This window comes from Pseudomonas sp. Irchel 3A7, assembly GCF_900187565.1.
Lineage (GTDB): Bacteria > Pseudomonadota > Gammaproteobacteria > Pseudomonadales > Pseudomonadaceae > Aquipseudomonas.
Genome location: NZ_FYED01000011.1, coordinates 34,151 through 48,115 on the forward strand (window position 1 = coordinate 34,151; position 13,965 = coordinate 48,115).

At 60.3% G+C, this 13,965-nt stretch carries 12 protein-coding genes; 9 read left to right on the forward strand and 3 right to left on the reverse strand.

The features are described 5' to 3' along the window. The first annotated feature begins 84 nt into the window (after nt 1–84). Nucleotides 85–1,434 (forward strand): MFS transporter, encoded by a 1,350-nt coding sequence (locus CKW21_RS18500; protein WP_095195397.1) that lies wholly within the window; start codon nt 85–87, stop codon nt 1,432–1,434. Nucleotides 1,435–1,585: 151 nt separating this feature from the next. Here CKW21_RS18500 and rapA read toward each other — a convergent pair whose 3' ends face one another. Next, on the reverse strand, nt 1,586–4,432 hold the full coding sequence (gene rapA / locus CKW21_RS18505; RefSeq protein WP_095195398.1) for an RNA polymerase-associated protein RapA: 2,847 nt from the start codon (nt 4,430–4,432) through the stop codon (nt 1,586–1,588). Nucleotides 4,433–4,650: 218 nt separating this feature from the next. Between rapA and CKW21_RS18510 the strand changes: the two genes are divergently transcribed. The 3 genes from CKW21_RS18510 to ccoM all read left to right on the forward strand — a co-directional run bounded on the left by CKW21_RS18510 (nt 4,651) and on the right by ccoM (nt 5,525). Further along, nucleotides 4,651–4,992 carry an aspartate-semialdehyde dehydrogenase gene (locus tag CKW21_RS18510; RefSeq protein ID WP_095195399.1) on the forward strand — a complete coding sequence of 114 codons (342 nt, stop codon included), beginning with the start codon at nt 4,651–4,653 and terminating at the stop codon, nt 4,990–4,992. 100 nt (nt 4,993–5,092) lie between these two features. Continuing rightward, entirely contained in the window at nt 5,093–5,266 is a 174-nt protein-coding gene (locus tag CKW21_RS31530; protein WP_095195595.1) for a hypothetical protein, read from the forward strand. Nucleotides 5,267–5,408: 142 nt separating this feature from the next. Continuing rightward, complete coding sequence (ccoM, locus tag CKW21_RS32080; protein ID WP_008056860.1) at nt 5,409–5,525, forward strand: cytochrome c oxidase subunit CcoM; 117 nt, start codon at nt 5,409–5,411, stop codon at nt 5,523–5,525. Between the two features lie 261 nt (nt 5,526–5,786). Here the strand turns inward: ccoM and CKW21_RS18520 are convergent, their stop codons facing one another. Beyond that, nucleotides 5,787–7,262 carry an inorganic phosphate transporter gene (locus CKW21_RS18520; RefSeq protein WP_095195400.1) on the reverse strand — a complete coding sequence of 492 codons (1,476 nt, stop codon included), beginning with the start codon at nt 7,260–7,262 and terminating at the stop codon, nt 5,787–5,789. A gap of 376 nt (nt 7,263–7,638) precedes the next feature. Further along, nucleotides 7,639–7,839: a hypothetical protein gene (locus tag CKW21_RS18525; protein ID WP_008056863.1), complete on the reverse strand. Its 201-nt coding sequence runs from the start codon at nt 7,837–7,839 to the stop codon at nt 7,639–7,641. A 688-nt stretch (nt 7,840–8,527) separates the two neighbouring features. On the opposite strand from CKW21_RS18525, the gene pcaR reads away from it, so the two are divergent. The 5 genes from pcaR to pcaF all read left to right on the forward strand — a co-directional run bounded on the left by pcaR (nt 8,528) and on the right by pcaF (nt 13,949). Continuing rightward, complete coding sequence (gene pcaR / locus CKW21_RS18530) at nt 8,528–9,370, forward strand: pca regulon transcriptional regulator PcaR (RefSeq protein ID WP_095195401.1); 843 nt, start codon at nt 8,528–8,530, stop codon at nt 9,368–9,370. A 123-nt stretch (nt 9,371–9,493) separates the two neighbouring features. After that, nucleotides 9,494–10,840 (forward strand): MFS transporter, encoded by a 1,347-nt coding sequence (locus CKW21_RS18535; RefSeq protein WP_095195402.1) that lies wholly within the window; start codon nt 9,494–9,496, stop codon nt 10,838–10,840. Between the two features lie 270 nt (nt 10,841–11,110). Next, entirely contained in the window at nt 11,111–11,968 is an 858-nt protein-coding gene (locus tag CKW21_RS18540; protein ID WP_084321749.1) for a CoA transferase subunit A, read from the forward strand. Further along, nucleotides 11,968–12,747, forward strand: a complete 780-nt coding sequence (locus CKW21_RS18545) for a CoA-transferase subunit beta (RefSeq protein ID WP_095195403.1) — start codon at nt 11,968–11,970, stop codon at nt 12,745–12,747. Before CKW21_RS18540 ends, CKW21_RS18545 begins: the two co-directional genes overlap by 1 nt. Next, nucleotides 12,744–13,949, forward strand: coding sequence for a 3-oxoadipyl-CoA thiolase (gene pcaF, locus CKW21_RS18550; protein ID WP_170948691.1), 1,206 nt, complete (start codon nt 12,744–12,746; stop codon nt 13,947–13,949). Before CKW21_RS18545 ends, pcaF begins: the two co-directional genes overlap by 4 nt. The last annotated feature ends 16 nt before the right edge of the window (nt 13,950–13,965 follow it).

Sequence of the window (13,965 nt, forward strand, 5' to 3'; positions counted from 1 at the left end):
GCGTTGGCAGGCCTGACTAGATTGCAGGTTCCGGGCTCGGATGCGCTGGCAGTGAAGCCCCATAACAATAAAAGAGACGGACCCATGCAGAACTCGACCCAAGCGGCGAATGCCTGGCGCATTCTGTTCCTGCTGTTCCTGGCCAACCTGTTCAACTTTTTCGACCGCACCATCCCGGCCATCATCATCGAACCGATCCGCATGGAATGGCACCTCAGCGATTTTCAACTGGGGATCATCGGTACGGCGTTCACCATCGTTTATGCCATTGCCGGTCTGCCCCTGGGGCGGATGGCCGACACCGGTTCGCGCAGCAAACTGATGGGGTGGGGCCTGGCCGCATGGAGCGGACTGACGGCGGTCAATGGCATGGTCGGCAGCTTCTGGAGCTTCCTGATCGTGCGCATGGGCATCGGCATCGGTGAAGCCAGCTATGCGCCGGCTGCCAACTCGCTGATCGGCGACTTGTTTCCGGCTCATCGCCGGGCGCGGGCCATGGGGATTTTCATGCTGGGGCTGCCGTTGGGGCTGTTGCTGGCATTCTTCACCATCGGCGCGATGGTCAAGGCGTTCGACAGCTGGCGTGCGCCGTTCTTCATCGCCGCGGTGCCGGGGTTGATCCTGGCGGTCTTCATGTTCTACATCAAGGAGCCCAAGCGCGGTGCCGCCGAAAGCGTGCAGGTGTCGCAAGAGAAGGTTGACCGGCCGATTCGTCGTGTCCTGGCGGTGCCGACCTTCCTGTGGCTGGTGCTGGCCGGCCTGTGCTTCAACTTCGCGACTTATGCCTGTAACTCGTTTCTGGTGCCGATGCTGCAGCGCTATTTCCTGATGCCATTGCAGGAAGCGGCAGTGGCGACCGGGGTCATTGTCGGCGTAACCGGACTGGTCGGCCTGACCCTGGGTGGCTGGATCGCGGACAAGATCCACCAGCGGGTGGCCAATGGTCGTCTGCTGTTCGCCGCGTTCAGTCTGATTATTTCTACCTTGTGCACGGCGTGGGCACTGCATTCGGGGCGAATCGAGATCGGGGTGTTCGTGGCCGTTTTCAGTGTGGGCTGGTTGTTCGCCTATAACTTCTACACCTGCGTTTACACGGCGATCCAGGACGTGGTGGAGCCGCGTCTGCGGGCTACTGCCATGGCGCTGTTCTTCGCCGGGTTGTATCTGTTGGGAGGTGGTTTGGGACCGGTGGTGGTCGGCGCCTTGTCCGATCACTTTGCGCACACGGCCATGTTATCGGCGGGTGCCGAGCAGATGACCGAGGGGTTCAAGGCGGTCGGTCTGCATGATGCGATGTACCTGATTCCGGTGGCACTGTTTTTCACCATGGTGTTTCTGGTGTTGGCTTCGCGGTGTTTTGTAAGGGATGCCAAACGGATGAAAGAGGGGTTGGTCGCTGTGGTTGAGCCTGAAGGTTCTGCGGCGACCGCGTAATCGCTTTCGCGAGCAGGCTCGCTCCCACAGGGGGAATGACTTGTGGAGCGAGCCTGCTCGCGAAGGGGCCATCACAAACATCACAAAAGTCATGTACAAAAAAAGGCCCGCATCGCTGCGGGCCTTCTTGTTTGCCGGTGGAGCAGGGGGGTTAACCCGCCACCAACACCCGGATCGCTTCCAGTCGCAGCGCAGCCTTGTCGAGCATGGCCAGGCCTTGCTCGCGTTGTTTGCGCAGGGCAACCAGTTCGCTGTCGCGTACGGTCGGGTTGACCGCTTGCAATGCGGTCAAGCGTGCCAGTTCTTCATCGGTATCAGCCGCCAGGCGACGTTGCGCCTCCGCCACTCGTTCGGCGTGACGCGGGTAGATCTTGTCTTCGCCGGCGTTGATCCGTGGCGTCAACTGATCGCGCTGGGCCTGGATGAACTTGTTGGCGCTGGCGCGCGGTACGCTTTCGAGTTGATCGTTCAGGGTCTCGAACGACACCCGGGCCGACAGGTCATTGCCGTTGGCATCGAGCAGGCAGCGCAATGCGGCCGGCGGCAGGTAGCGGCCCAGTTGCAGCGAGCGTGGGGCAACCACTTCACTGACGTAGAGCAGTTCCAGCAATACGGTGCCGGGTTTCAGCGCCTTGTTCTTGATCAGCGCAACGGCGGTGTTGCCCATGGAACCGGACAACACCAGATCCATGCCGCCTTGCACCATCGGGTGTTCCCAGGTGATGAACTGCATGTCTTCGCGGGACAGCGCCTGGTTGCGGTCGTAAGTGATGGTCACGCCTTCGTCGTCGCCCAGCGGGAAGCTGGCATCGAGCATTTTTTCGCTCGGCTTGAGGATCAGGGCGTTTTCCGAATGGTCCTCGCTGTCGATGCCGAAAGCGTCGAACAGGGTTTCCATGTAGATCGGCAGGGCGAACTGGTCGTCCTGCTCAAGAATCGCTTCAACCAGCGACTCTCCTTCACCGGCACCGCCGGAATTGAGCTCCAGCAAGCGGTCACGGCCGGTGTGCAGTTCGGCTTCCAGGCGCTCACGCTCGGTACGGGCTTCGTCGATCAGTGTTTGCCATTCGCCATCGTCGGCCTCTTCCAGCAGCGGCAGCAGGCGCGGGCCGAACTGATGCTGCAAGGCGTTGCCGGTCGGGCAGGTATTGAGGAACGCGTTCAACGCTTCGTGGTACCACTGGAACAGGCGCTCTTGCGGGCTGGTTTCCAGGTACGGCACGTGCAGTTCGATGGTGTGCTTCTGACCGATGCGGTCCAGACGACCGATCCGCTGTTCCAGCAAGTCCGGGTGGGACGGCAGGTCGAACAGCACCAGGTGATGGGAGAACTGGAAGTTGCGGCCTTCACTGCCGATTTCCGAGCAGATCAGCACTTGCGCGCCGAATTCTTCGTCGGCGAAGTAAGCGGCGGCGCGGTCACGCTCGAGGATGTTCATGCCCTCGTGGAAGACCGTGGCCGGAATACCGGAGCGCACGCGCAGGGCGTCCTCCAGGTCCATGGCGGTTTCGGCGTGGGCGCAGATCACCAGGACCTTGGTGCGCTTGAGCATTTTCAACTGGTCGATCAGCCACTCGACACGCGGGTCGAATTTCCACCAGCGTTCTTCTTCGTTGGCGTCCGGCTGGGCCTGGAAGCTGACTTCCGGATACAGTTCGGCGTGATCGCCCAGTGGCAGTTCGAGGTATTCGTCCGGGCACGGCAGCGGATACGGGTGCAGTTTGCGCTCCGGGAAACCCTGCACCGCGGCACGGGTATTACGGAACAGCACGCGGCCGGTGCCGTGGCGATCCAGCAACTCGCGCACAAGGCGGGCGCTGGCTTCGGTGTCGCCATCGTTGACCGCGGTCAGCAACGCTTCGCCTTCGTTGCCGAGGAAGCCGTGGATGGTCTCGTGCGCCTGCGGTGACAGACGTCCCTTGTCCAGCAACTCCTGAACGGCTTCGGCGACCGGACGATAGTTTTCGCTCTCGGCGCGGAAGGCGTGCAGGTCATGGAAACGGTTCGGGTCGAGCAGGCGCAGACGGGCAAAGTGGCTGTCCTGGCCCAGTTGTTCCGGGGTTGCGGTCAACAGCAGCACGCCGGGAATGGTTTCGGCGAGTTGCTCGACCAGCGAATATTCAGGGCTGACCTGATCTTCGTGCCACACCAGGTGGTGCGCTTCGTCGACTACCAGCAAGTCCCAGCCGGCGGCGAACAGCGCGTCCTGGGCCTTCTCGTCGTCCACCAGCCATTCCAGTGCAACCAGCGCGAGCTGGGTGTCTTCGAACGGGTTGGAGGCATCGCTTTCGATGAAGCGTTCTTCGTCGAACAACGCGACCTGCAGGTTGAAACGGCGGCGCATCTCCACCAGCCACTGGTGCTGAAGGTTTTCCGGCACCAGGATCAGCACGCGATTGGCGCGCCCCGAAAGCAGTTGGCGATGGATCACCAGGCCGGCTTCGATGGTTTTGCCCAGGCCCACTTCGTCTGCCAGCAGAACCCGTGGCGCGATACGGTCGGCGACTTCACGGGCGATGTGCAACTGGTGCGCGATCGGTTGCGCACGCACGCCGCCCAGGCCCCACAGCGAGGACTGCAACTGGCGGCTGGTGTGTTCGAGGGTGTGGTAGCGCAGGGAGAACCAGGCCAGCGGGTCGATCTGCCCGGCGAACAGGCGGTCGCTGGCCAGGCGGAACTGAATGAAGTTCGACAGTTGGGTTTCCGGCAGGGTGACCACTTCGTTCTGGGCGTTGAGACCGTGGTAGACCAGCAGGCCGTCCATGTCGTCAACTTCGCGAACGGTCAGTTTCCAGCCTTCGAAGTGAGTGATGCTGTCACCCGGCGAAAACCTTACACGAGTGAGAGGCGCATTCCGTAGCGCGTACTGGCGGGTGTCGCCAGTGGCCGGATAGAGCACGGTCAGCAAGCGGCCGTCCTGTGCCAGAACGGTGCCCAAACCCAGCTCGGCTTCGCTGTCACTAATCCAGCGTTGCCCCGGTTGATACTGCTGCGCCATGCTGCCTGACTCCCACCTTGAAAAAGCGGGCTATCTTAACGGAATGAGGGCTTGAGGGCCAAAGGACTCTCAGAAAAACTCTCGGGTTTACGTTAGCCCACTTACAGGCGGTGCGTGGACTACGGCACCCACGAGTGCCAATTGGGTCACAGTTTGCGACCGATGGCTCAAGTCGCCATTCCCGCAGCCGACAGCCTGCTGACAGGAGACCCATTTATATGCTGCCACCGATGCTCCCCCTGAGTGCCGTGCCGATCACTTCCCAGCACGACCCGGTTCGCCCGCGCCCGGACATCGCGCCTGTGGTGCCCATGCAGGAGAGTTCCACCGACAGCACCATCGACCTGAAAAACCGCGACCGCGAAGAAGCCGTTCTGTTATTGCGCGAGGAACAGCGTCGACAGCAGGAGCGCGAGCGGCGCCGGCGTGAAGCTGATGATGATCCAGAAGCGCACTTGGCGATCCCCGGTGACGAACTCAATGCCGACAATACCGTACCGGTGGCGCCGCTGATGGAAGACCAGCCGCGCCAGGGCTTGTGGGTCGATATCGAGATTTGAGGGTGTGGCTGGTCAGCGCCGTCGCCAGACCTCATTATTGGCGCAACCCTGCCGAACGATGCGGCAGCTGAATTTCATTTCCAGCGATGCACTGAACGCCATGAGCCAAGACGACAAGCTGATCGACCTCAACGCCGAACGCGCCAAGCGTGTCCATGACCTTAACGACAAACGCCTGAATGAAGTGCGCCAGGCGTTCGAACAGGCCATGCCGTTGGGGAAAGCGAAGAAAAGCCCAAAAACCAAATCGAAGAACAAGCCGAAAAAGCGTTGAACCCCCGGCATCGATTGATGCAGGTCAGTTTTTCCCTCCTTATATGCCCGGTCCCGGGCAACATTGATCCCGGTCAATATTCTCTCCTGCCCGATTGGTTAACTTAACCCCATCGCAACAGGGCAACTGCAGGAGACGCGTCATGTTTTTCGACAACGTGGTGATCGCCGGAGTGCTGACCGTCAGCCTCATGCTGGTGTTTTTTGCAGGGTTCGGATTTTTTATCTGGAAGGATTCGCACAAGCGGAAAAAACCGTAGGTCTTTCTGGATGCAATGAGCACGCAAGGCATTTTGGGCAACTTCGGTTGCCCTTTTTTTTGCCTGCGAAAATCAATCGGCCTTCGCAGAGTTCACTGTGGGAGTGAGCCTGCTCGCGAAGACGGAAGTCGTCGCAATGAAAATGGTGTCTGTTTGACCGCTTTCGTGAGCAGGCTCGCTCTCACAGTTGTTTCGTGGTGACAGACAGCAATAAAAAAGGCGCGGTCCTCACGGAGCGCGCCTTTTTCGTACAACTGCGTATCAGCTACCCAGTGCCTTTGAAGCCAGCCAGAACAGGCCGGCCGACAGGGCGACCGTGGCCGGCAGGGTCAGTACCCAGGCCAGCAGGATGGTTCTGACGGTGCCGCCTTGCAGGCCGCTTTTGTTGGCGACCATGGTCCCGGCGACGCCCGAGGACAGGACGTGGGTGGTGGACACCGGCAGGCTGAAGATGTTGGCCATGCCGATCATGCACGCGGCGGTGATCTGCGCCGACATGCCCTGGGCGTAGGTCATGCCTTGCTTGCCGATTTTCTCGCCGATGGTCAATACCACGCGCTTCCAGCCAACCATGGTACCCAGGCCCAAGGCCAGGGCAACCGCCAGAATCACCCAGAACGGGGCGTATTCGGTGGTGGTGGTCAGGTCTTTGCGCAGTTTGTCCAGGTCAGCCTTTTCACGGGGGGCGAGGCCAGGCAACTTGGCGACTTTCTTCGCGGTATCGTCCAGGCACAGCAGGTAGCGACGTACTTCGATGCGGCTTTCCGACGACAGCGAGTGGTAGTCAGCTACACCCTTGAGGGTACCCAGAAGGGCGTCAATGGTGGGTTCTGTCTGTTGCGGGTTGCAGCGGAATTTCTCCGGCAGATCGCCTGAAACGCTTTTGCCCAGGGCCAGGAACTCGCCCAGGGAGTCGGCATTGCGCTTGTAGAACTGGCTCAAGTGCAAGGTGGCGTCGCGGGTACGCTCGATCTGGTAGGTGGTGCTGTTCAGGTCAAGAACGAACTGCGCCGGCACGATACCGATCAGCACCAGCATGATCAGGCCGATACCTTTCTGACCATCGTTGGAACCGTGCACGAAGCTCACGGCCATGGCCGAGATCACCAGCACCAGGCGGTTCCAGAACGGCGGGTGTTTCTTGTCGTCGATCTTGCGGCGCTGTTCCGGCGTCTTGTGCATCTTCGACAGCGGACGCCACCATTTGAGACCGATCAGTACCAGCGCGGCGATCAGGAAACCTGCCATTGGCGAGAACACCAGCGACATCGCGATATCGATCGCCTTTTGCCAGTTCACCCCGTCGGCCAGCGGAATATCGTTGATCAGGGCGTTGGCCAGGCCCACGCCGAGGATCGAGCCGATCAACGTATGGGAGCTGGAGGCGGGGATACCGAAGTACCAGGTGCCCAGGTTCCAGGTGATGGCTGCGGCGAGCAACGAGAACACCATCGCCAGGCCATGGCCGGTATTCACGTTGATCAGCAGCTCCACCGGCAGCAGGTGAACGATGGCATACGCCACGCCAACGCCGCCCAGCAACACGCCGAGGAAATTGAACACACCGGAAAAGAACACCGCCAGATGAGGCGGCATCGCTTTGGTGTAGATAACAGTGGCTACCGCGTTAGCGGTGTCATGAAATCCATTGATGAACTCGAAGGCGAGGACAAAAGCCAGGGCGAGCAAGAGGCTCACAAGCACCCAAGCATCCAGTCCGCTGAATAAATCGATCATGAAGGTTTTCTGACCCGGTCATAAGGGGGCGCGATTATGCCAGAAAAGACTGTCAATCGATGCACTAGCTGCTCATCGGTAACATTCTTCAACGAATTATTTTGCAGCCGCGCCCTGAGCCCCGGTGATTTTTCGGGGCTTGCAAGTCGTTGAATTTCTTTGGAAACGCCGTCGCCACAAGGGTTTTACTCGTGTGAAGGAGGGATTTGAACGCTTGTGTGAAATTTCTGAAGAGAGAGTCAGATATGAGCCTTTTACCCTGTCAGATGGGCAAGGTAGCCGCGGCCCGCTCGTAGCGGGCGCAAAAGGCAACATCAATACATCCCGCTTTTAACGGGAGCAAACGCAGACCCTGGAAGGATTCAAGCCGAGGTGCTCATGGCTCTTCGGCTTTGAGTTCCTTTTCCATTTTTTCCAGTTCTTGCTTGAATACCTGATCCTGAACGGTGGCGCGTTTACGCCAGGGTTTGCGTTCCGGTTCGGGCTGGGCGGCGTAGGTGGTGACTTCCCCGCCGTAAACTTCCTTGTAACGTTGTTCCTGGCGCTCAAGTTCCGCGCGCAGTTCGTCTTTCGTCACAGTGCTACCTGATTGAGTTGAGATGAATTCTGGTGAAACGCGCTGCGTTCAATGTATTGACCACACTCGTCGGAAGGACAACGCCCACAAAGGCATCGTTTTTACGGCAGGGTGATCAGTACGTCCATGTTGCAGGCGGCCACGGCACCAGAGATAAATAGCTGACGTAGCATCAGTTTCCTGTTTCGGCGAGCGCGTTGGCGATGCGGGTGCAGTCAGCGTCGGACGCTTGCCGGGGGCAGCAGCGATGGAACATCGCGCCACCGGGTAGCGGGATCGGCGAGTAAAAAGTCGCCTGGCTACTGATTTGCATTATAGCGAGCGATTCACAGAACACTATCGCCAAAGAGTTAAAAGTAGATCTTGATGTGTGATTGTTTTGGTTGGCCGCAACTTTTACCGGCAACTAGTGCGTTGGCTGATGTCAGTGTGCAACGCTGCCTTTCTGGCGCCATTAAGTCGAACAACTTAGGGCAATTATATGCACCTTTAAATCGGCCTTCAGGTTTGCGCGAAAACATACGCAAAGGTGCGTATTCCGGCTCGTTGGCAGGCTGGGAGGTAGTGGGAGTCGATTGCGATTATCGGTCGATGGTTCGATAATCGCCCAATCTTGGTTGGCCGGGCTTGTTTGCCGGGCCCATGCCGCTTGTAATAGTCGCTGATCCGTGTGGGAAAAGGACCTTATATGAACGATCAACTGCGCAATTCCTTCGCTTCAGTGGCACCGCCGATCGTCGCATCGCCAGCCAAACGGATCCAGGCCCTGACCGGTGACCCGGATTTCATGACCTCCCTGGCCCGTGGGCTGGCAGTCGTGCAGGCGTTCCAGGAGCGCAAACGGCACCTGACCATTGCCCAGATCAGCCACCGCACGGAAATTCCCCGCGCCGCGGTAAGACGTTGCCTGCATACCCTGATCAAACTCGGCTACGCCACCACCGACGGCCGCACTTACTCATTGCTGCCCAAGGTGCTGACCCTGGGCCATGCCTATGTTTCCTCGACGCCGCTGGCAGTTTCTGCCCAGCCGTACCTGGACCGCATGAGCGAGCAATTGCATGAGGCCTGCAACATGGCCACCCTGGAAGGTGATGACATTCTCTATATAGCCCGCTCGGCGACCACCCAGCGTCTGATTTCTGTGGACCTCTCGGTGGGCGGTCGGCTGCCGGCGTATTGCACGTCGATGGGCAGGATCCTGCTGGCCGCCCTGGACGACACGTCGCTGGGGGAGTACCTCGACCACGCCGACCTGCAGGCCAAGACCAGCCGCACCATTCATACCCCCGAAGCATTGCTCGAATGTTTGCAGGAGGTACGGCAACAAGGTTGGTGCATCGTCGACCAGGAACTTGAGCAGGGTCTGCGTTCGATTGCCGTTCCGGTGTACGACGCTTCCGGTCAGGTGGTCGCGGCCCTCAACGTCAGCACTCATGCAGGGCGGGTCAGCCGTAACGAACTGGAGCAGCGGTTTCTCCCCGGTTTGTTAAGCGCAAGCCGCGATCTGAGCGCCCAACTGTTTGCCTAAGCTGTTCGATAAACGCACAGAGTCGCGTTTACTGAATTGACGCTGTTTCCCCTGGATTATTACTGTCGCGGCTGCGCCAGCGTCGGCTGGCCCCGTTCGACTGCGATCCATGGAATAAAAATAATGAACCAGCCTCAGTCTGCTGTAGGAAACTGCCTCGACGTGCAGTCCTTCATCAATGCTCAACCCATTTCGCGCTACCAGTGGCGCGTGGTGATCCTGTGTTTCCTGATTGTCTTTCTCGATGGCCTCGACACCGCGGCCATGGGTTTCATCGCGCCGGCCCTGTCTCAGGACTGGGGCATCGACCGCGCCAGCCTCGGCCCGGTGATGAGTGCGGCATTGATCGGCATGGTTTTCGGCGCACTGGGCTCCGGCCCATTGGCTGACCGTTTCGGACGAAAAGTCGTACTGGTGGGCGCCGTGTTGTTGTTCGGAGCGTTCAGCCTGGCTTCGGCTTACAGCACCAATGTCGATCAATTGTTGGTGCTGCGCTTCCTCACCGGCCTTGGGTTGGGGGCCGGGATGCCGAACGCCACCACACTGCTCTCGGAATACACCCCGGAGCGCAAGAAATCCCTGCTGGTGACCAGCATGTTCTGTGGCTTCAACCTCGGCATGGCCGGTGGCGGATTCATTTCGGCCAAGCTGATTCCGGCGTTCGGCTGGCATAGCCTGCTGTTGATCGGTGGGATTCTGCCACTGATCCTTGCCGTCGTTTTGCTGTTCTGGCTGCCGGAATCGGCGCGCTACCTTGTCGTCCGTAACCGCGGCACCGACAAAGTGCGCAAGACGCTGGCGCCCATCGACCCGGCGGTGGTCGCCCAGGCCGCGAGCTTCAGCGTGCCGGAACAGAAAACCGTGAAGGCGCGCAACGTGTTTGCGGTGATCTTCTCAGGCACCTACAGCGTCGGCACCTTGTTGTTGTGGCTGACCTATTTCATGGGGTTGGTGATCGTTTATCTGCTGACCAGCTGGTTGCCGACCCTGATGCGCGACAGCGGCGCAAGCATGGAGCAAGCGGCGTTCATCGGTGCATTGTTCCAGTTCGGTGGTGTGCTTAGCGCAGTGGGCGTGGGTTGGGCGATGGACCGGTTCAATCCGCACAAGGTCATCGGCATTTTCTACCTGCTGGCCGGGGTGTTTGCCTACGCGGTGGGGCAGAGCCTGGGCAGTATCACGCTGTTGGCGACTCTGGTGCTGGTGGCGGGTATGTGTGTCAACGGTGCGCAATCGGCGATGCCATCGCTGGCCGCGCGTTTTTATCCGACCCAGGGGCGCGCCACCGGCGTGTCGTGGATGCTCGGCATTGGCCGTTTCGGCGCGATTCTCGGGGCCTGGATGGGCGCCACGCTGCTGGGGCTGGGCTGGAACTTCGAGCAAGTGCTGACGGCGTTAGTGATTCCGGCGGCGCTGGCGACGGCGGCGGTGGTGATCAAGGGCGTGGTCAGTCATGCGGATGCGACTTGAGGTGCTGATCAAGAATCTCGGGTGATTTTGATGGCCTCTTCGCGAGCAGGCTCGCTCCCACAGTTGATCGCGTTTCCTTGTGGGAGCGAGCGTGCTCGCGAAGCTTTTGGGATCGGTAGGCATGCAACAATGTGTTCGATAAACGAACACTCAGTCGATTATCGGATTGTTTGAGGTTTTTCACAGGCTTAATCTTCAAGTCATTCCGGCGCTGCGCATCGGCGCCTTTTTCGACCACTGTTGGTTAATAACAAATGGGAGCCTGCCCCAATGGCTGAAATTCTTTCGCTGCATGACGCAGTGAAGCAATTCGTAAACGACGGCGATACCGTTGCGCTCGAAGGCTTCACTCACCTGATCCCGACGGCCGCCGGTCACGAAATCATTCGCCAGGGCAAGAAAGACCTGACCCTGGTGCGGATGACCCCTGACCTGATCTACGACCAATTGATCGGTGCCGGTTGTGCCCGCAAGCTGATTTTCTCCTGGGGCGGTAACCCGGGTGTCGGTTCGCTGCACCGTCTGCGCGATGCGGTCGAGAAACAGTGGCCCCATGCGCTGGAAATCGAAGAACACAGCCACGCCGACCTGGCCAACGCCTACGTCGCGGGAGCATCCGGCCTGCCGTTCGCGGTGCTGCGTGCCTACGCCGGTTCCGATTTGCCGAAGGTCAACCCGCTGATCAAGTCCGTGACCTGCCCGTTCACCGGTGAAGTACTCGCCGCAGTGCCTTCGGTGCGTCCGGATATCACCGTGATTCACGCGCAGAAAGCCGACCGCAAGGGCAACGTGCTGTTGTGGGGCATTCTCGGCGTGCAGAAAGAGGCCGCATTGGCTGCCAAGCGTTGCATCGTCACCGTGGAAGAAATCGTCGACGATCTCAACGCGCCGATGAACTCCTGTGTGCTGCCGACCTGGGCCTTGAGTGCCGTCTGCCACGTACCGGGGGGCGCGCATCCGTCCTACGCCCACGGTTACAACGAACGTGACAACCGTTTCTACCAGGCCTGGGACCCGATTGCCCGCGACCGTGACACCTTCACCGCGTGGATCAACGAGTACATCCACGGCAGCGCTGACTTCAGCGAGTTCCAGGCCAAACTGGCCGCCGCTTCGGAGGCTAAGTAATGACTTACACCACCAATGAAATGATGACCGTTGCCGCTGCCCGTCGCCTGAAGAACGGCTCGGTGTGCTTCGTGGGCATCGGCCTGCCCTCGAAAGCGGCCAACCTGGCGCGCCTGACGTCTTCGCCGGATGTGGTACTGATCTACGAATCAGGCCCGATCGGTGCCAAGCCAAGCGTGCTGCCACTGTCGATCGGTGATGGCGAACTGGCGGAAACCGCTGACACCGTGGTGCCGACCGGCGAGATTTTTCGCTACTGGCTGCAGGGTGGCCGGATTGACGTCGGTTTCCTCGGCGCGGCGCAGGTTGACCGCTTCGGCAACATCAACACCACCGTGGTCGGCGATTACCACGCACCGAAGGTCCGTCTGCCGGGTGCCGGCGGCGCGCCGGAAATTGCCGGTTCCGCCAAGAGCGTGTTGATTATCCTCAAACAATCAGCGCGTTCTTTCGTCGATAAGCTCGACTTCATTACCTCGGTCGGTCACGGTGAGGGCGGCGATTCGCGTAAACGCCTCGGTCTGCCGGGCGCCGGTCCTGTCGGCATCATCACCGACCTGTGCATCATGGAGCCCGAGGAGGGCACTCATGAGTTCGTGGTCACCGCGCTGCACCCGGGTGTGACCCGCGAGCAAGTGACGGCCGCCACCGGTTGGCCGATCCGTTTTGCCGACAGCGTCGACACCACTGCCGAGCCGACCGAGGTCGAACTGACCGCTCTGCGCGATCTGGAAGCCCGTACCGCAGCGGCCCACGGCCAAGCACCCGGAGAAGCGTGATGCGTGACGTTTATATCTGCGACGCCATTCGCACCCCCATCGGCCGTTTCGGCGGAGGCCTGTCGACGGTTCGTGCCGACGACCTGGCCGCTGTGCCAATCAAGGCGCTGATGGAGCGCAACCCATCGGTGGACTGGACGGCAGTGGACGAGGTGTTCCTCGGTTGCGCCAACCAGGCCGGCGAAGACAACCGCAACGTGGCACGCATGGCGCTGCTGCTGGCCGGGCTGCCGGAAACCATTCCCGGCGTCACCCTCAATCGCCTCTGCGCGTCGGGCATGGACGCCATCGGCACCGCATTCCGTGCGATCGCCAGTGGCGAGATGGAGCTGGCGATTGCCGGCGGTGTGGAGTCGATGTCCCGCGCACCGTTCGTGATGGGCAAGGCCGACGCGGCGTTTTCGCGCAACATGAAACTTGAAGACACCACCATCGGCTGGCGTTTCATCAACCCGTTGATGAAAGCCCAGTACGGTGTGGATGCGATGCCACAAACGGCGGACAACGTCGCCGACGACTACGAAGTGTCTCGCGAAGATCAGGACCTTTTTGCCCTGCGCAGTCAGCAACGCACCGCCGCTGCGCAAGCTGCCGGCTATTTCGCCGAAGAAATCGTCGAAGTGCGCATTGCCCACAAGAAAGGTGAAACCGTGGTCAGCCAGGACGAACATCCTCGCGCCGACACCACGCTGGAAGCGCTGACCAGGTTGAAACCGGTCAATGGCCCTGACAAAACCGTCACCGCCGGCAACGCGTCGGGCGTGAACGACGGCGCGGCGGCGTTGATCCTGGCCTCGGCCGAAGCAGTGAAAAAACACGGCCTGACCGCTCGCGCCAAAGTGCTGGGCATGTCCAGCGCCGGTGTCGCTCCGCGAGTGATGGGCATTGGCCCGGTGCCGGCGGTGCGCAAACTGACTGAGCGCCTGGGCGTGGCGGTCAGTGATTTCGACGTGATCGAACTGAACGAAGCCTTCGCCAGCCAAGGCCTGGCGGTGCTGCGTGAACTGGGCCTGGCGGACGACGCGCCTCAGGTCAACCCCAACGGTGGCGCCATTGCCTTGGGCCATCCATTGGGCATGAGTGGTGCACGGTTGGTGCTGACTGCGCTGCATCAGCTGGAAAAAACCGGTGGCAAGAAAGGTCTGGCGACCATGTGCGTCGGTGTTGGCCAGGGTCTGGCCTTGGCGATCGAACGCGTCTGACGCGCTCTGAAGACTG